At 60.4% G+C, this 16,846-nt stretch carries 16 protein-coding genes and 2 tRNA genes; 8 read left to right on the top strand and 10 right to left on the bottom strand.

Going from position 1 to position 16,846, the window contains the following annotated elements; all coding sequences use genetic code 11:
* The first annotated feature begins 32 nt into the window (after positions 1 to 32).
* Together ACR0LZ_RS15525 and ACR0LZ_RS15520 are read left to right on the top strand one after the other, a co-directional pair.
* Positions 33 to 109, top strand: a tRNA-Met gene (locus tag ACR0LZ_RS15525).
* 427 nt (positions 110 to 536) lie between these two features.
* Complete coding sequence (locus ACR0LZ_RS15520; protein WP_480750749.1) at positions 537 to 677, top strand: hypothetical protein; 141 nt, start codon at positions 537 to 539, stop codon at positions 675 to 677.
* Positions 678 to 752: 75 nt separating this feature from the next.
* Here the strand turns inward: ACR0LZ_RS15520 and ACR0LZ_RS15515 are convergent.
* The 5 genes from ACR0LZ_RS15515 to ACR0LZ_RS15495 all read right to left on the bottom strand — a co-directional run bounded on the left by ACR0LZ_RS15515 (position 753) and on the right by ACR0LZ_RS15495 (position 4,131).
* Positions 753 to 829, bottom strand: a tRNA-Arg gene (locus ACR0LZ_RS15515).
* A gap of 22 nt (positions 830 to 851) precedes the next feature.
* Positions 852 to 1,328, bottom strand: coding sequence for a GNAT family N-acetyltransferase (locus ACR0LZ_RS15510; RefSeq protein WP_480750746.1), 477 nt, complete (start codon positions 1,326 to 1,328; stop codon positions 852 to 854).
* Positions 1,329 to 1,640 (bottom strand): ETC complex I subunit, encoded by a 312-nt coding sequence (locus tag ACR0LZ_RS15505; protein WP_480750745.1) that lies wholly within the window; start codon positions 1,638 to 1,640, stop codon positions 1,329 to 1,331. It lies immediately after the preceding gene.
* 68 nt (positions 1,641 to 1,708) lie between these two features.
* On the bottom strand, positions 1,709 to 3,388 hold the full coding sequence (locus tag ACR0LZ_RS15500) for an adenylate/guanylate cyclase domain-containing protein (protein WP_480750744.1): 1,680 nt from the start codon (positions 3,386 to 3,388) through the stop codon (positions 1,709 to 1,711).
* 59 nt (positions 3,389 to 3,447) lie between these two features.
* The gene (locus ACR0LZ_RS15495) at positions 3,448 to 4,131 is read right to left on the bottom strand and encodes a glutathione S-transferase family protein (protein ID WP_480750743.1); all 684 of its coding nucleotides are present in this window, start codon (positions 4,129 to 4,131) and stop codon (positions 3,448 to 3,450) included.
* Between the two features lie 81 nt (positions 4,132 to 4,212).
* Between ACR0LZ_RS15495 and ACR0LZ_RS15490 the strand changes: the two genes are divergently transcribed.
* The 3 genes from ACR0LZ_RS15490 to ACR0LZ_RS15480 all read left to right on the top strand — a co-directional run bounded on the left by ACR0LZ_RS15490 (position 4,213) and on the right by ACR0LZ_RS15480 (position 7,647).
* A complete protein-coding gene (locus tag ACR0LZ_RS15490; RefSeq protein ID WP_480750742.1) occupies positions 4,213 to 4,671 on the top strand; it encodes a MarR family winged helix-turn-helix transcriptional regulator in 459 nt (152 codons plus the stop codon).
* Between the two features lie 79 nt (positions 4,672 to 4,750).
* The gene (gene uvrB, locus ACR0LZ_RS15485; protein WP_480750741.1) at positions 4,751 to 6,937 is read left to right on the top strand and encodes an excinuclease ABC subunit UvrB; all 2,187 of its coding nucleotides are present in this window, start codon (positions 4,751 to 4,753) and stop codon (positions 6,935 to 6,937) included.
* A complete protein-coding gene (locus tag ACR0LZ_RS15480) occupies positions 6,934 to 7,647 on the top strand; it encodes a hypothetical protein (protein ID WP_480750740.1) in 714 nt (237 codons plus the stop codon). The genes uvrB and ACR0LZ_RS15480 overlap by 4 nt, the downstream gene beginning before the upstream one ends.
* A 197-nt stretch (positions 7,648 to 7,844) precedes the next feature.
* Here ACR0LZ_RS15480 and ACR0LZ_RS15475 read toward each other — a convergent pair whose 3' ends face one another.
* From ACR0LZ_RS15475 to ACR0LZ_RS15465, 3 genes are all read right to left on the bottom strand, one after another.
* Positions 7,845 to 8,135 (bottom strand): hypothetical protein, encoded by a 291-nt coding sequence (locus ACR0LZ_RS15475; RefSeq protein WP_480750739.1) that lies wholly within the window; start codon positions 8,133 to 8,135, stop codon positions 7,845 to 7,847.
* A gap of 316 nt (positions 8,136 to 8,451) precedes the next feature.
* Positions 8,452 to 8,805 (bottom strand): MmcQ/YjbR family DNA-binding protein, encoded by a 354-nt coding sequence (locus tag ACR0LZ_RS15470; RefSeq protein ID WP_480750738.1) that lies wholly within the window; start codon positions 8,803 to 8,805, stop codon positions 8,452 to 8,454.
* A complete protein-coding gene (locus ACR0LZ_RS15465; RefSeq protein WP_480750737.1) occupies positions 8,792 to 9,388 on the bottom strand; it encodes an NYN domain-containing protein in 597 nt (198 codons plus the stop codon). The genes ACR0LZ_RS15470 and ACR0LZ_RS15465 overlap by 14 nt, the downstream gene beginning before the upstream one ends.
* Positions 9,389 to 9,452: 64 nt before the next feature.
* Between ACR0LZ_RS15465 and ACR0LZ_RS15460 the strand changes: the two genes are divergently transcribed.
* The 3 genes from ACR0LZ_RS15460 to ACR0LZ_RS15450 all read left to right on the top strand — a co-directional run bounded on the left by ACR0LZ_RS15460 (position 9,453) and on the right by ACR0LZ_RS15450 (position 13,791).
* Positions 9,453 to 9,965, top strand: a complete 513-nt coding sequence (locus ACR0LZ_RS15460) for a hypothetical protein (RefSeq protein WP_480750736.1) — start codon at positions 9,453 to 9,455, stop codon at positions 9,963 to 9,965.
* A 96-nt stretch (positions 9,966 to 10,061) separates the two neighbouring features.
* A complete protein-coding gene (locus ACR0LZ_RS15455; protein ID WP_480750735.1) occupies positions 10,062 to 11,618 on the top strand; it encodes a trimethylamine methyltransferase family protein in 1,557 nt (518 codons plus the stop codon).
* 139 nt (positions 11,619 to 11,757) lie between these two features.
* Complete coding sequence (locus ACR0LZ_RS15450) at positions 11,758 to 13,791, top strand: oxidoreductase (protein WP_480750734.1); 2,034 nt, start codon at positions 11,758 to 11,760, stop codon at positions 13,789 to 13,791.
* A 219-nt stretch (positions 13,792 to 14,010) separates the two neighbouring features.
* Here ACR0LZ_RS15450 and ACR0LZ_RS15445 read toward each other — a convergent pair whose 3' ends face one another.
* Together ACR0LZ_RS15445 and ACR0LZ_RS15440 are read right to left on the bottom strand one after the other, a co-directional pair.
* On the bottom strand, positions 14,011 to 15,351 hold the full coding sequence (locus ACR0LZ_RS15445; RefSeq protein ID WP_480750733.1) for an NAD(P)/FAD-dependent oxidoreductase: 1,341 nt from the start codon (positions 15,349 to 15,351) through the stop codon (positions 14,011 to 14,013).
* Positions 15,348 to 16,844, bottom strand: a complete 1,497-nt coding sequence (locus ACR0LZ_RS15440) for an aldehyde dehydrogenase (RefSeq protein ID WP_480750732.1) — start codon at positions 16,842 to 16,844, stop codon at positions 15,348 to 15,350. Before ACR0LZ_RS15440 ends, ACR0LZ_RS15445 begins: the two co-directional genes overlap by 4 nt.
* Positions 16,845 to 16,846: the final 2 nt, after the last annotated feature.

Here is a 16,846-nt window from a genome sequence, read left to right as displayed (position 1 = left end):
AGCCGAATAGGCGGTAGACCAAACTAAAGTGTCGCGGGATGGAGCAGCCAGGTAGCTCGTCAGGCTCATAACCTGAAGGTCGCAGGTTCAAATCCTGCTCCCGCAACCAAATATAACAAACAACATCAAATACTTACACGCCACCCAAGGGCGGCTTTTGGCGTTGCACCTCACCCGCTGGAAGCACTACGGAAGCAACAGGGACGGAAAAGTCGTGCGGCGAAAAGGCAACACTAACTTGGGTGCGTTCAGGAACACGCCCTAGCCAGATGAATTAGTAGTGAATCATCCGCATAAACGTAGTCCACCCAGATTGGACATCGATTGGTGGCATTAGCCAACTACGCAATCGCAAACCGGACACAGTTGGCGGTGTGGCGTGTTAAGCCATCATAGTTTATTGCGTAGTTTTCGGAGTTGTCAGGGAAAATTCATTGTTATCCAGTGTTTAGGCGCACAATGAGGTATAGTTTGGCTGGAAAAGCAGTCTGCCTCAACGGTCGGGTATACCGCAGGGCCGGTCCGATGAAGAACAGTTGACCGACGACATCATCGAGCTGGCCGACAAATACGGTCGCTACGGCTATCGCATGGTCAGGCCGCACAGCGCTTTGGCATATCGTCCGCCAGCACCAGAAAGCATCGTTCCGATAGACCAAAGGCCGACAATGCACTAACAATCAAACCGGACCACCCGATGGGGGCACGCCAATACAACGCGCGGAGGATCTCTTGTAAGTTTTTGAAAACAGTGGCGATCCCGCGAGGACTCGAACCCCGAACCTGCTGATTAGAAGTCAGCTGCTCTATCCAGTTGAGCTACGGGACCGCTTGCGCCTTTCTTGCGGCTTTTAGCCAGCAGGTTCAAGAGCCAAGCGCATGAAAGCGCTATTCGGGTCGGCGTCATAGCCGTGGATCGGGCCGCAATAGCTGTATCCCAATGCCTCATACAGTCTGCGTGCGGCGTCATAACCCGAAAGATGCGCTGCTCCGGTTTCCAGCACAATCGCCGTTGCGCCGCCCGCCCGCGCCTCGTGTGCCAACCGCTCCATTAGCACCCGAGCCAGACCCCGGCCGCGGGCGGCGGCGGTGATATGCACCGATTTCACTTCGGCTGTGCCATCGGGCAGCGTCTTGAGCGCGCCGCAGCCGATCGGCGTGTGACCATCGAAAAGCGCCCAGAAACGCGTGCCAGTCTCGCGCAGAGTGTCGGCATCCAAGGTGTGATTGCTTTCATCAGGTCCGGCGTCGCGGCCATGGGCCATATGCGCCTCAATCAGCGGGCGCAGGTCAACCGCGCCCGGGTCGGCCTCGCGGATGTCGATCATTCAGTGGGTCCAGGGGCTGCGCCGGTCGGTGGCGAAGTTTTCGCCATAGCCACGCGGGCGCAGATTGGGCTTTCGCTTGTGCGGCTCGCTGACCTGCGCCTCGATCCCGTGGGCCTGAGCATATTCCAGCGCCTCTTCCTTGGTGTCAAAGCGCAGGCGCACCTGGGTTTGCGTATCATTTGAAGAGGTCCAGCCCATCAGCGGGTCCACCTCGCGCGCGGAGCCTTGGGCATACTCCAGAACCCATTTGCGGGTCTTTGCCATGCCCGATGTCATGGCGTTTCTGGCAGGCTGATAAATCCGTGCGCGCATTGCAAACTCCGTCCTTTTCGGCTTGTCCCTATATGCGCGCAAGCGTGCGCCCGGGCAAGACTGTTTTGTCAGGTTTCGACGCCATCCAGCCGCCCCTGGGGGCTGCGGATTGCCGCAGCCAACGCCTGAGCCAGCGATTGGTGCGATGGAGGCAGGACCGGACAGCGCGAACAGACGTTGGGATCGGGTTCCAGTCGCGATGCACGTTCGAAGGCCTTGCGGGCAGCGTCCTGTTGTCCGCCCTCGCAGAGCGCCAGGGTGTGCATCAGATGCATCGCGCGTTCCTTTGGCCGGGTGTCCGCCGCCAAACGGGCGTCCTCGGCGGCCAGATCGAATTGCCCGGCGCAATAGTGGGCCACGGCCCTCAGGAACCGCCGATAGGGGATCATCGGGTTATGCACCTGCCGCTGCAACAATAGCCCGAACTTTTCGGCCGCCTCGGCAAATGCGCCTTCGAACATGAGGATATGGCCCGCGAGTTCGTGGTTTTCGGCATAGGCGGGATTCAGGGTCCTGCTGCGTTCCAGATCGGATCGGGCGCCGGGCGCGTCGCCCAGACAGTTGATCCGGAAATAGCCGCGGGTCCAGAACACGTAATCGCTTGCCGGGTTCTGTTCGACGGCCGTGTCCAGATCGCGCTCCAACTGTTCCAGCAGGCTGTCGGGCAAGGTCTCGTACCGGGCCGCGTTCAGCATGATCTCGGCCTCTGCCCGCATCGCCAGCGCCACCCCGTCCAGCGGGTTCATTTCGATGGCGCGTTTCATCAGGCGCAGCCCATCGGCCCAGTCCTGATAGGTCAGCCGGTAGAAGGAATTCGCCGCGCGCGCGCGGAGTTCGGAAACGCTCAACTCCTCCTCGGGAATGTGTGCCAGCCGGTCGCCATCGAAGGCGTTGGTCTGGATGCGCAGGTCGGCTTCGGCCCGTTCCAGTACCACGTCGCAGAAATCAAAGATGTCCTTGGTGCTGCGGTCATAGCTTTCGGACCAGACGGGGCGTCCTTCTGCGCGCAGCACCAGCGTGAGGCTCAGCCGCCCCTTGCCGCCCGCCACCCGCAAGCGGCTTTTCAGATCATAGGTGGCCACATCAACTGGTTTGGCTGCCGCATCCAGAATGACGATACCCTGCCTTCGCGACATGCGGATCACCAACTGATCGTGCAGGTCGCCAGCCAACGCCGCAGTGTCAGAGTCAAGCGGCGCATACTCTATGGCCGCGACCGCAATCGACGTCACGCCGTCCGAACCGCTTTCGCGCCGCCTTGCGGGGCGCCATTGGTAAAGCCTGACCGGTTGCGCGATGTTCTTCAGGCGGAAGATGCCGGCATCCTTCAAATCCGCTGCCACAGCGCCTGACAATTGCCGGAACAGATCCTCGGACACCATCAGGTCGCCGGGTGGGGCTTCGGCCTCGATCCGTTGTGCGATGTTCAAACCCGAGCCATAGAAATCCTCGCCATCTTCGACCACTTCGCCGATATGGGCGCCGATGCGCAGCTTGATATCGGTCTCGGCCTGCTTTTTCTGGATCGCCATGCCGCCTGCAACGCAGGTCGCGACTCCGGGAAACGACATGATCCAGCCGTCTCCCAGTCGTTTCAGGACCTTGCCGTCGTGCTGTCTTGCCAGTGGCTCGACCACGTTCTTGCGCAAGCTCCGCACGGCCTGGATCGTGCGGGCCTGATCCGCTTCCATCATCGCAGTATAACCGACGACATCGGCAAACATCAGAACCGCCAACTGGCTGTGCATGGACGTCCCCCTGGAAATATCCTGCCAGTCTAGGCAATCGGCACATTCTGTAAACCTCGCTAGCTTGTCCTTTCGATCTGCATGCTCACCCGCGCCAGCGTTCCCAGATGCGAAGCGCGTGACCTGAGAAAGGCCATCAACCGGTCCGGATATCCTTCAGGTGGTGCATGGCGGACCGAGGTGCGCTTGCTGACAGCTTTACGCCATGTTGCGAGTTGCAGGTTTGGTGGCATCAGGCCGAATTCCGCGATGTCATCCAACGTATCGAAATAGCGAAAGATCGTGCCCCAGACACCGTCGACCATAAAAAACTGTTCTCCTCCAAAGAAAGGCCCCGATATCTCGGGCGCAATACGCTCCAGCCTTTGGCGCACGACCTGCCGCTTCGCTTCGAACGCATCGGCATCAGGAGCGTTGTAGAGTCCGGCAATCGCCGCCAGCGTGTCGGAGCCAAATTCGATCCACGCCCGGTGCCGCGCCCTATCCAGAGGATCATCCGGATGCAGTGACCCCGGTGTCACCTCATCAAGGTATTCCGCGATCACCTGGCTTTCGAACAGGACCCGGCCACTGGTTTGCAGCACCGGAACCCGGCCCAGCGGCGACAGTGCTCGAAACCAGCCGGGCTTGTCCGACAGGTCGATATAGGTGCGGCGATGCGGGATGCCTTTTTCGCTCAGTACGATCACCGCGCGTTGCACATAGGGGCACAAGTGGTGGCTGATCAGATGAAGGTCGGTCATGGGGGTCTCCATTTGGATGCAATTGCATGTAAATGGGCCTCGCCTGTTGAAAGTCAATGCATATGCATCTAAACTCCGTACATGACCCTGTCTACCAAAGAAGCATTCGAGCTCTGGGTGCCGCTCGCGCGTGCCTACAAAGCCATTTTGAGTACGGTCGAACACGCCCTGAAACAGGCGGGGCTGCCAGGTCTAGACTGGTACGACGTGTTATGGGAGTTGGAGCAGGCCGACCCTGACGGGTTGCGGCCCTATGAGCTTCAGGATCGGCTGTTGCTACCGCAATATGGGGTGTCCCGACTGGTGCTTCGCCTGGAAAAAGCCGGCTACCTCAAGCGCATGTCCTGCGATGACGACGGGCGCGGGCAGATACTTGTCCTGACGCCACAGGGCGCCGCCACGCGGTTGCGGATGTGGGAGGTGTATGCCCCCGCGCTGACCAAACAGATCAATAACCCGATGATGCAGGTCGAGAGGCACGGATTGACTGGCACGTTGAAGCAGCTTGAACTGGCCTCGAAATCGGGTGCCAGTGAATAATAATTCAGGCTGAAACGACGCGCCCCCTTGAACAAGAACAAAAACAGACCAAAATCGGGCGCGAAAGGAATCCCCCCTGATGCCTTACGCGCATTCCGACAAGACCCAACTGACCGCCGAAGACGTACGCGCGCGCCTGAAACTTGAGGGTGGCAGGCAATTCGTGATGCATACCGAATTCAATCCGGCGGGCGATCAGCCAACGGCGATCAAGGAACTGGCAGGCGGCGTGCTGGACGGTGAACGCGATCAGGTGCTGCTGGGCGCGACCGGCACGGGCAAGACCTTCACCATGGCCAAGGTGATCGAGGAAACCCAGCGCCCCGCCATCATCCTTGCCCCCAACAAGACGCTGGCGGCGCAGCTATACGGTGAATTCAAGGGCTTCTTCCCCGAAAATTCGGTGGAATATTTCGTGTCCTACTACGACTATTACCAGCCCGAAGCCTATGTGCCGCGCTCTGACACCTACATAGAAAAAGAATCGCAGATCAACGAACAGATCGACCGGATGCGCCACTCGGCCACGCGGGCGCTGCTGGAACGCGATGATGTGATCATCGTCGCCTCGGTCAGCTGCATCTATGGCATCGGCTCGGTCGAAACCTATGGCGCGATGACGCAGGATCTGAAGGTCGGGCACGAATACGACCAGCGTCAGGTGATGGCCGATCTGGTGGCCCAGCAATACCGCCGCAACGATCAGGGGTTTCAGCGCGGGTCATTCCGGGTGCGGGGCGACAGTCTGGAAATCTGGCCCGCCCACCTTGAAGACCGCGCCTGGAAGCTGTCGTTCTTCGGCGAGGAACTGGAACAGGTCACCGAATTCGACCCGCTGACCGGCGAAAAGACCGACACGATGGACCATATCCGGGTCTATGCGAATTCCCACTACGTGACGCCGAAACCGACGATGCAGCAGGCGATCATCGGGATCAAAAAAGAACTGCGGATGCGCCTCGACCAGCTGGTCGGCGAAGGCAAACTGCTCGAGGCGCAGCGGCTGGAACAACGCACCAATTTCGATCTGGAAATGCTGGAAGCGACAGGCGTCTGCAACGGGATCGAGAACTATTCGCGCTATTTGACCGGTCGTGCACCGGGCGAGCCGCCTCCGACCCTGTTCGAATTCATTCCCGACAACGCCATCGTCTTTGCCGATGAATCCCATGTCAGCGTACCGCAGATCGGCGGCATGTACCGGGGCGACTACCGGCGCAAGTTCACGCTGGCCGAACACGGGTTCCGCCTGCCGTCCTGCATGGACAACCGGCCCCTGAAGTTCGAGGAATGGGATGCCATGCGCCCGCAATCCGTCTTCGTCTCGGCCACCCCCGCCGCGTGGGAGCTGGACCAGACCGGCGGCGTCTTCACCGAACAGGTGATCCGCCCCACCGGCCTGCTGGACCCGCAGGTCGAAATCCGCCCGGTGTCGATGCAGGTCGACGACCTGCTGGACGAGGTGCGCAAGGTCGCCGCCGATGGCTATCGCACGCTGGTCACCACGCTGACCAAACGCATGGCCGAGGATCTGACCGAATACCTGCACGAACAAGGTATCAAGGTCCGCTACATGCATTCCGATATCGACACGCTGGAACGGATCGAGATCCTGCGCGACCTGCGTCTGGGCGCCTTCGACGTGCTGGTCGGCATCAACCTGCTGCGTGAAGGGCTCGACATTCCCGAATGCGGGCTGGTCGCCATTCTGGACGCCGACAAGGAAGGCTTTCTGCGGTCCGAGACCTCGCTGGTTCAGACCATCGGCCGCGCCGCGCGCAACGCCGATGGCCGGGTGATCATGTATGCCGACAAGATCACCGGTTCGATGGAACGCGCGCTGGCCGAAACCGACCGCCGCCGCGCCAAGCAGATGGCCTATAACGAGGAACACGGCATCACGCCCGCGACCGTGAAAAAGAATGTCGAGGATGTTCTGGCCGGGCTTTATGCGGGCGACGTGGACATGAACCGCGTCACCGCCACCATCGACAAACCGATGCACGGCGCCAACCTCGAGGCGCACCTGAACGGGCTGCGCGACCAGATGCGCAAAGCCGCCGAGAACCTCGAATTCGAAGAGGCCGCCAATATCCGGGATGAGATCAAACGTCTGGAAGCGGTCGATCTGGCCATCGCCGACGACCCCATGGCCCGCCAATGGGCGGTCGAGAAAGCATCGGAAGACGCGGTGAAATCGCGCGGGCGGTCAACGGCTGGCAGACCGGGGCAGCGGGGTGGAAATGTGAAGAGAAGGAAGAGGTGAGTTCATTGAATAACCAAGAACTGATGGAAACCGTAAACGAGCACATCGAAATACTACGACTGAACATTGACGCTTTTGAAGCCAACCGCATTTCCAATGTGACAGCAGCAACAAACCCAACTACACCGAAAGTTGCTTGGAAGCTTCTAATATTTCGTGAAGCGCTGATGTGGAGAATCTTGGAGCTAGCTTCGGGAGCTCTTAGAGAAATCGAGTATGGCAACGCTCTGACAGGGATAGTAGCTTCTAGATCAGTGCAAGAATGCGCGGCGGCATGTCACTTTTTCACCAGAAAACTTGAAATCTGTTTTGGCAAAGACAGCGCTATTGGACTCGATGATACTGCAATGAAACTATTGCTGGGATCGCGTTGGGAGGACTGGGAATATGAGAGTGTGAATGTCCTCACAATGGTTGACAGCGTCGACAAAACCATCAGTGGATTTCGAAAGAGTTACGACAGTCTATCAGAGTATCTTCACCCCAATTACACCGGCGTTGCTCTTTGCTTCTCAAAGCACTTAAGCAAATTTGACATTGAATTCGGCAGCTATCCTCGCGGAAAAGGAGAACACTTGTTGAAAGCTACAAGTTCTCTATTGGGAAGTCTGACGTTGTTCGAACATGAGTACAACAAATCTGCCGATCTTATGCCAAGTGTGGTTTCGATATGCACCCGAGATCTGGAAACCAATTTGATTGATGATTGATCCAAAGCGGTAAGTGGTGTTGTCAATTTGTAGCGAAGCCAACCAATATTCCTAGGCCCCACATAAATCTTGCAGCCCAGTAAGCGTAGGATGGGTTTCCAACCCATCACTCCGAGGCGGCCCAATTCGCGAAATGGGATAAAATCCCATCCTACACACCGGGTCAAGAAAAGGGCGGGAAAACCCCGCCCGAACCGTTACCCCTTATCCCAATGGGCAATCACGTCATACCCAACTGGCGTTGGCGGGCCTTCCATGAATTCGGCGAAATGGCCCCACAGCTCGGCCACTTTGGGCGCGTTTGCGTTCGAGATCGCCTCGCTTTCGACCACCGAGATCACATAGCCCGAACCATCCTCGTTCATCACATTGGTAAAGCTGTGTATGCCGGGCATACCCATGATGTCGGATTTCAATGCGTTCATCTTCGCCGTCGCCGCCTCGCGCGTGCCGGGCTTCATTTTGTATTGGGTAATTCGTGCAAACATCACTTTCCTCCGTCGTCTGGCGAAATTGCCATGTAACGCGGCCGAAACGGCCCCGCCGCGCGCACCCTAGCACGGCAGTCCGAAATCTCGCATTGATACCAAAGATTTGCGCCGATTTTCAACCACACACCTCACCGCATCCGGGCAGCTGTCCCTTCAGGGTTGCACTCCAGCGCCTACTCTACCTTTGAAATCACAGATTGTGATTCCAAACGGCTGCCATGACGAACCCGAACACACGTTCCAATAAGCGCAGGATGGGTTTTCAACCCATCATTCCGAGCCCGCCAAAACGAAAGATGGGGAAAACCCCGCCCTAGACACCCAACTCCGCCCGCATCTTCCGGGTCAATCCGGCGACGACCAGATCATAAGAGGTCAGGATATGCTCGCGCAGCGAGGCGTCGCTCATGCCGCGGTCTTCATAGACCTGCAGCCATTTCATCCCCCGCGATGCCAGATAGGGGGCGGGGCGGATGCCGGGCTCATCCTGAAGTACTTCAAACGTCAGATCGGTGACCTTGAAAGTAAAGGCATCCTTTCCCTCGTTCCAGCCACAGATCGCAAAGACCTTGGCCCCCACTTTCCACACATCCGCATTGCCCCACTGCACGACGTGGGTGGTGGCCTTGAGGCCGGCGCAAAAGGTATTGAACTCATCTCGGGTCATGGCTTTGATCCTGAGGGCCTCGCTTGCAGTTATCAAGCTCAAGCGTCACGGATCTGCGGTTTATCGTTCCGCGCAGAAACAGGTCGGATTGCAGAACCTGTGGGTAACGCTCTGCCCAATCGCGAAACCTGTCGTTTGTTACTATCCGCGCGTTGCGATTCTGCGCATCCTCGATCAGCAGGGGATCGGCCGGGGTCCCCTTTGGCGCAACTGAAATCTGCCGAACCGGATAACGCAGCACCTTGGACAGCCTGGCAGGTCCCATGTATTGGTTTCGAACCAGATATCCGACATTCGCATCGAACCAGACAATCGGCTCAAGTCCGTTGGCGACCAGCTTTTCAATGACCAGCCGAACCGAGTGCAGGGATGGTGTCTCGTCCTCCCAATACAGGACATTTGATCCGTCAACGACCACCCAGGGAACGGGCCGTCTGAGCCGACGCCGGATAACGGACAGGATGGCGATGACAACGCCCAGAGCCCCGGCCAGCAGGGGCAGCGTGAGAATCCGGCCAAATGCCAGGACGGACCAAATCGACAGGCCCAGTGAAGCGATCAAAACAATAAGCCAAACAACCATAGGAGGTAGATACCTGAACGGCGCATGACTGCAAGAAATTTCAATGGCCCGCGCGCGGGTGTGAGTGAATGCGCCCGCCCAACTCCCGCCCAAAACCCTTGCTATACCCGGTGTCATGAAGATCGTGGAGCATACGCCCCAGCGGCTGGTTGTCGAGGATCGGCCCCGCATCATGGCCGGGCTCGTCTGGTTCATGGGCGGGCTGTGCCTGTGGGTGGCGCTGTCCGGTCAGACGGATGGCATGGCCGAAACCTTGCTGGTCGCCGCGCTGGGGCTGGGCGCTCTGGCCATGGCGCATCATTCCTTTCCGTTCCAGCGCCTGACCTTCGACCGCGCCAGCGGAACACTGACCCGGACCGAGGCGCGGCTGACCGGGCGCAAGTCCTCGACCCTGCCGCTGGCCGAGATCTCGCGCGCCGCCCTGCAGGCGCAGTGGAGCGAAAACGCCCGCCTTGAACGGCTGGTTCTGGTGGGCGATCAGGGCAAATTGCCGATGGAATACGGCTTTACCAGTGCCCCGCGCGCGCAGTTGGTGCAACGGATCAACGACTGGCTGGACGACGCGCATCGGCCCTAGCCGCGCCCGCGTCGCTTTCTGCAAGCATGTTTCGCAAACCTGCACGCGGTCCATGCGGGCGGGCGGCATGCTGTCTTTATGACGGAGGAGACAGACATGCACGATCTTGCGGCAAAACCCCGGTCCCGTTCAGGAGGACGCTCGGCGCGTCGCGCGGTCCGGACCGCCCCAAAGTTTGACATGCTGCCGGGGCTGACGCGGAACCTGCCCTTGTGCGAGGTGATGGACGGTGCTCAGATCGAGATGATCGATGCCGCCTCGATGAACATTCTGGAAAACGTGGGCGTTCAGTTCCGTGACCCGATCGCGCTGGAGGACTGGAAACGGGCCGGGGCCAAGGTTGTCGGAGAATTGGTCTATCTCGACCGCGGCCTGGTGCGGGAGTTGGTCAGGACAATCCCGTCGGATTTCACTTATCACGCTCGCGATGCCAGGAAAAATGTGCGCCTTGGTGGGCGGCATTCGATCTTTGTTCCGATGACCGGCGCGCCCTTCCTGCGCGATCTCGACGACGTGCGCCGGAATCCGACGCTGGACGACCTGGCGATGTTCCACAAGCTCAGCCACATGATGCCCGCGCTGCACAGTTCGGCGCATCATATTGTCGAGCCTTACGACCACCCGATCAGCCAACGACACCTGCGCATCACCTATTCGTCGATGAAACATTCGGACAAGACATTCATGGGCATGACCACCAGCCCCCGGAATGCCGAGGACGTGATCGAGATGTGCGCGATCCTGTTCGGTGACGATTTCATCGACAGCCACCCGGTGGTGACAGGCAATTGCAACGGCAACTCGCCGCTGGTCTGGGACGAGACCATGCTGGGGGCGATGCGCGCCTTCTGCCGCCGCAACCAGCCGGTGCTCTGCTCGCCCTTCGTGCTGGGCGGGGCCAATACGCCTGCCAGCGTCCCGGCCACGGTGGCGCAGCTCAACGCCGAGGCGCTGAGCGCGCTGGCCTATACCCAGGTGATCCGCAAGGGTGCGCCCGCGATTTATGGCCACTACCTGTCGACCGTCAGCATGAAATCGGGCGCGCCGATGGCCGGCACACCAGAGATTTCCCTGATGAATTTCATGATCGGCCAGATGGCGCGGCATTACGACGTGCCGTGGCGCACCTCGAACACGCTTGGTGGCGCCAAGACCTTTGATGCACAGGCGGGGTATGAAAGCGCCACCACCCTGCAGGCGGTGATCCATGCCGGCGCCAACTACATCTGGCACTCAGCAGGCTGGAACGAGGCCGGAATGCATTGCTCTGTCGCCAAGTTCATCGTCGATTCCGAACAATGCGCAATGGCCTATCGCATGGCCGAAGGACCGAAATGGCATGACTTCGATCAGGCGATTGCGGCGGTGCCGGATGTCGGGCCGGGCGGTCACTATCTGGGCCATCCCCACACGCAGGACAACTTTCAGGAGGCCTTCTTCATGCCCGAGCTGTTTGACAACAACTCGATCGAACAATGGGTGGCCGAGGGCGAGGTGGAAATCACCGAACGTGCCCTGACCCGCGCCCGCAAACTGTTGGCCGAATACGAGGAGCCTCGGCTTGATGTGGCAAAGAACGAAGCGCTGCTCGATTACATCGCCCGGCGCGAAAGGGAAATCCCGGCAGCGGACGAGTTGAACCAGAGTTATTGAACCCTCCCCGACTGGCCCGCCTCAATTCGGGCGGGCCGTTTTTTTGGGATGTCGGTGAAAACTGGTGTACTGCGGAAACATAAGGCGCAAAGCCGGTCACGGGCAGCATCCCGCGAGACAAGATATCGGAGAGAAACTGATGGTGCGTGATCCGCTTTTGGAACCGTTCCGATTGGGCAACCTGACGATCCGAAACCGCATCGTCAGCACCGCACATGCGCCGAATTACGTTCAGGACGGTCATCCCCGTGACCGCTATCGGCTGTATCACGAGGAAAAGGCCAAGGGCGGGGTCGGGATGACAATGATCGGCGGGTCCACAAACATTGCCCCCGACAGTCCATCGGTCTTCGGCCAGTTGTATGCCGGTGACGACAGCATCGTTCCGTGGTTCCGCAAGCTGACCGACGGGGTAAAATCGCACGGTGCGTCGATCATGTGCCAGATCACCCATATGGGGCGCCGCACGGCCTGGGATGACGGGCACTGGTTGCCGGTGATCGGCCCGTCGGGTCGGCGGGAACGGGCGCATCGGGCCTTTCCCAAGGTGATGGAGCCCGAAGACATCGCGCGCGTTGTGCAGGATTTTGCACAGGCGGCGCGCCGGTGCCGCGCCGGCGGCTTTGACGGGATCGAGGTGTTGTCCCACTCGCACCTTCTGGGCCAGTTCCTGTCGCCGCTGGTCAATGACCGGGACGACGCATACGGCGGCGCGCTTGAAAATCGCCTCCGGCTGACGGTCGAGGTTCTGCAGGCTGTACGCGGGGCCGTGGGCGACGAGCTTCTGCTGGGCATCCGTTTGACCGGGGACGAACTGGTCAATGGCGGCATCGAGGCGCTGGAATGTGCGACCGCCGCGTGCATGCTGGCGGATGCGGAGTTGGTGGATTTCTTCAACGTTATGGCGGGCGCGCCTTACGACGATCTGGGGCTTGCCGGATGGGTGCCGCCGATGGGCATGCCTTCGGCTCCTCATTTGCCCATCGCCGGACTGATCCGGCGCGAAACCGGATTGCCGGTGATCCATGCTGGCGGGATAGCCGACCTTGCAACCGCGCGCCACGCGCTAGAAGCCGGGCATGTCGATCTGGTCGGGATGACCCGAGCGCACATGGCCGACCCGCATCTGGTGTCCAAGCTTCAGCGCGGCGAAGAGGAATTCATCCGGCCCTGCGTCGGGCTTGGGTACTGCGTCGACCGGGTCAACCAGGGCAAACCCGCCGTCTGCGGTCACAACGCCGCCACCGGGCGCGAGGCGATGCTGCCGCATGTGATCCCTGTTGCAGACAGGCGTAAAACCGTTGTGATCGTGGGCGGCGGCCCCGGCGGGCTGGAAGCGGCGCGGGTCTGTGCCGCGCGCGGCCATAAGGTGGTGTTGTTCGAAGCGGCGCCGCAACTCGGCGGGCAACTATTGCTTGCGGCGCGGGGAACCGTCCGGCGACAGGTTCAGGGCATCACCGACTGGCTGGTGGCCGAGGCCGTGCGCCTGGGCGCAGAGCTGCGCACCAATGTCTATGCCGAAGCCGGGGATTTTCTGGCGGAAAAGCCGGATCTGGTGGTTGTTGCCACCGGCGGCTGGCCCGAACCACCAGACATACCCGGCGGGCATCTGACTGTCAGCAGTTGGGATGTTCTGAATGGCGGGCAGCGCCCCTCGGGCAACGTGCTTTTGTTTGACGAGACCGGCGATCAGCCCGCGGCGGTGACGGCAGATGCGCTGGCCGACATGGGCTGCAAACTTGAAATGGTGACGCCCGATCGCAGCCTGTTCCACGATCTTGGCCCCACAAACTCGGCCGTGATCCTGCGCCGGCTGGCCAATGCCGGAACGCAGTATACCTGTCTGCACGAACTGGCCTCGGTGGCCGACGCAGAGGGGAAGAAACACGCGAGCCTGCGCAACGTGCTGACCGGAGCGGCAGAGCAGCGCGTGGTGGATCATGTGGTGGTTGAATGCGGGCTGGTGCCTGCCGACGGGCTCTATCTCGATCTCAAAGCGGCCTCGCGCAACCTTGGGCAACTGGATCAGATCGCACTGGTCGGAGGCAGGGCCGTGTTTCCCGATCTCAACCCGGACGGCGGGTTTGTTCTGGCCCGCATCGGCGATGCGATAACGGGTCGAAACATGCACGCCGCCATTCTGGACGCGCTGCGGCTGTGTAAGGATTTCTGAGGTGATCTCTGAATCTTTGCGGCATGCTTCCCGCAGGCCGGACCGGAGCGTCCGATCACCCCAGGGCTGGCCTAGACCTCGACGGCGGGTAAATAGCCAAGTTGAGCTTGCCCTCAACTGAATTGATCCGGGACCCACAAGGCCCGGATCTTGCTTCTTTCTGGTCAAAATACCCCGGGGGAGCCGCCGCAGGCGGCGGGGGCAGCGCCCCCTCACACCTCATTCCTTGCCCGAGCGCCATTCCTTCCACACCAGATAGCTGTTGGCGCCGAGCGAGGCGAAGGGCTCGGGTGGCAGGCGGGGCATGTCGGCTTCGGCCAGGAAGTGATTGGCTATCTCGGACCCGTTCCCCAGCAACAGCTCCGCCACGCCCATGCCTTGCAACGTGCCACGGACGGTGCCCAACCCGTTCTGGCAACAGGCGGAAAACACCCCCTGATCCAGTTCGCCGAAAGCGGCGGAGCCATTGCGGCTGAGGCAAAGCATACCGGCCCAGCGATACTCCATCTTGACGCCGGGCAGGTGCGGGAATCGCTCGCGATACTTGCGATCATGCACCCAGCCTGCATTGCGCAGCCGCATGTTGCTGGTCTCGATGGTGGGATTGAAAGTGGCACAGGTGCGGATCAGGATGCGGTCGCCATAGCGGCCGGAAATCCGCCGCACAGAGGTACCCATCGGATCGGCGGGAGTCACACCCCATCGCGGTTGCCCACCCAATGTCCTGACCTGTTCTGCCGTCAGCCGTTCTGTCATCGAGGCGTAAAGGCAGATATGCATCAGTTGCCGCCGGAAAAAGCCGAAACTTTCCAGATGGCCGTTATTGGCAAGAACGATCCGCCCGGTGGCGATGCGTGCCTTGGGTGTCGTCACCTGCCAGCCCGCGCCCTGTTTCTCAAAGCCGGTGACCGGCGTGTTCTCGTAAACCTGGATCTGGTCCGCCAATCGGTTCGCCAGCGCACGGATATAACCTGCGGGCTGGATCATCACCGTACCGGGGCAGAACACGCCCGAGGTGTAATGCGGGCTGCCGGTGACTTCGCCAATCTGCGCCTGATCCAGCAAGGTGCAGGGCTCTCCCAGACGCTTCAGATGCGCGGCATAGTTCCGGTTGTGCCGGTCCCCGGCCCGCGTCGCGGCGGCGTTGTACTTACCGCAGGGATCAAAGATTTCCTCCGTCAGGTCACACTCGGCGGCCACCTCCTTTGCAAAAGCGATAGCCCGGCGGTTCAGCGCAATGGCGGCACGGTCGGCCTCCAGCGCGTCGCCGGCGTAATTGTCCGACACCAGATCATGCGGCAGGTCGATCATGAAGCCTGAATTGCGCCCGGCCGAGCTTTCGGCAAAGCGGCCCGCCTCGACAATCGCGATTTTCAGCGACGGGTCCAGCTGATACAGCCGACGCGCGGCCGACAAACCGGCGAAACCGCCGCCGATGACGGTGACATCGGCGGTCTGGTCCTGCTCCAGAACCGGCAGCGGGTCCTGAGGCGGCAGGATGGCGTTCCATCCCGCGGCGCCGGTCTGCCGGGGCAGGCGTTTGGCGGTGTACCTGATCAATCCAAGGCCTCGTCAGCATCGTCCGCCAGATCGATCCAGATGGTTTTCAACTGGGTATATTGGTCATGAGCATGAACCGAGTTGTCGCGACCGCCAAAGCCCGACTGCTTGTAGCCGCCAAAGGGTGTGGTGATGTCGCCCTCACCAAAGCTGTTGACCGTGACCGTGCCCGCCCGGATCGCCCGAGCCCCGCGAATTGCGCGTTTGACATTGGCGGTGAAGATCGAGGCGCAGAGGCCGTAATCGGTGTCATTTGCAATCCCGATGGCCTCGTCAAAGCCGGATACCTCGATCACGCTCAGCACCGGTCCAAAAATCTCCTCGCGGGCCAGTTTGACGTCGTTGCCCGGCACCTCGACCACCGTCGCCTCGACAAAGCCATTGTTCGCCTTGCCGCCCAGCACCACCTTGTCGGCCTGCTCAAGATAACCGCAGACCTTGTCGAAATGTGCCGCCGAGACCAGCGCGCCCATGCGGGTTTCCGGATCAAGCGGATCACCCACGTTCCATTGCCTGGCATGATGCGCGATCCGGTCAAGCAACTCGGCCTTGACATCCTTGTGCACGATCAGGCGCGACGATGCCGAGCAATTCTCGCCCATGTTCCAGAACGCGCCGTTCACCACATGCGCTGCCACGCGGTCGAGGTTGTCGGCGTCATCCATGACGATGGCAGGGTTCTTGCCGCCCATCTCCAGCACCACCTCCTTGGCGTTGGATTCCGCCGAATAGGTCAGAAACCTTTTGCCGGTCACGGTCGAGCCGGTGAACGAGACCATGTCGATGTCCATATGCCGCCCGATGGGTTCGCCCACTTCGGCGCCACCACCAGGCACGATGTTCAGCACGCCGCGGGGCAGGCCGGCCTCCATCGCGAGTTCCGCGACACGCAGCGCGGTCAGGGTCGTTTCCGCCGCCGGTTTCACGACCACCGAACATCCCGCCGCCAGTGCGGGGCCGATTTTCCACGCCAGCATCAAAAGAGGAAAGTTCCACGGCAGCACCAGCCCCACCACGCCAATCGGTTCGCGGACCACCATGGCGATGTGGTTGTCGCTGGCAGGCGAGACCTGATCGTAAATTTTGTCGATCGCCTCGGCATGCCATTTGATGCAGTGGATGGTTTCCGGCACATCCACCGTCTCACAGTCATAGATGGTCTTGCCGCTGTCGATGCTTTCCATCACCGCCAACTCACGCGCATTGCGGGTCATCAACTTGCACAGCCGGATCAGAACCTCCTTGCGTTCGGACGGGTGCAGTTTCGACCAGCGCCCGTCTTCGAACGCTTCGCGCGCCTTTTCGACAGCAAGGTCCACGTCCGCCGCGCCACAGGCAGCGATGCGGGTCAATTCCTCACCCGTGGCGGGGTTCGTTGTCACAAAAGTCTCGCCCGAGATTGCCGGGCAGAATTTGCCGTCGATGAACGCTCCGGTGGGCAGGTCCAGATTGGCGGCGATGGATTTGTATTCGTCCTGCGTCAGCAATGTCATAG

The sequence above is a fragment of the Ruegeria sp. CI1 genome (assembly GCF_056536925.1).
Note: the sequence above shows the minus strand (reverse complement) of the source record. Positions and strands in the feature narration are given on the sequence as shown.

Coding starts and splice junctions, on each gene's coding strand:
- ACR0LZ_RS15510 (WP_480750746.1), bottom strand. CDS start 1,328: ATGATCGACATCCGCGAGGCCGACCCGGGCGCGGTTGACCTGCGCCCG.
- ACR0LZ_RS15505 (WP_480750745.1), bottom strand. CDS start 1,640: ATGCGCGCACGGATTTATCAGCCTGCCAGAAACGCCATGACATCGGGC.
- ACR0LZ_RS15500 (WP_480750744.1), bottom strand. CDS start 3,388: ATGCACAGCCAGTTGGCGGTTCTGATGTTTGCCGATGTCGTCGGTTAT.
- ACR0LZ_RS15495 (WP_480750743.1), bottom strand. CDS start 4,131: ATGACCGACCTTCATCTGATCAGCCACCACTTGTGCCCCTATGTGCAA.
- ACR0LZ_RS15490 (WP_480750742.1), top strand. CDS start 4,213: ATGACCCTGTCTACCAAAGAAGCATTCGAGCTCTGGGTGCCGCTCGCG.
- uvrB (WP_480750741.1), top strand. CDS start 4,751: ATGCCTTACGCGCATTCCGACAAGACCCAACTGACCGCCGAAGACGTA.
- ACR0LZ_RS15475 (WP_480750739.1), bottom strand. CDS start 8,135: ATGTTTGCACGAATTACCCAATACAAAATGAAGCCCGGCACGCGCGAG.
- ACR0LZ_RS15470 (WP_480750738.1), bottom strand. CDS start 8,805: ATGACCCGAGATGAGTTCAATACCTTTTGCGCCGGCCTCAAGGCCACC.
- ACR0LZ_RS15465 (WP_480750737.1), bottom strand. CDS start 9,388: ATGGTTGTTTGGCTTATTGTTTTGATCGCTTCACTGGGCCTGTCGATT.
- ACR0LZ_RS15455 (WP_480750735.1), top strand. CDS start 10,062: ATGCACGATCTTGCGGCAAAACCCCGGTCCCGTTCAGGAGGACGCTCG.
- ACR0LZ_RS15450 (WP_480750734.1), top strand. CDS start 11,758: ATGGTGCGTGATCCGCTTTTGGAACCGTTCCGATTGGGCAACCTGACG.
- ACR0LZ_RS15440 (WP_480750732.1), bottom strand. CDS start 16,844: ATGACATTGCTGACGCAGGACGAATACAAATCCATCGCCGCCAATCTG.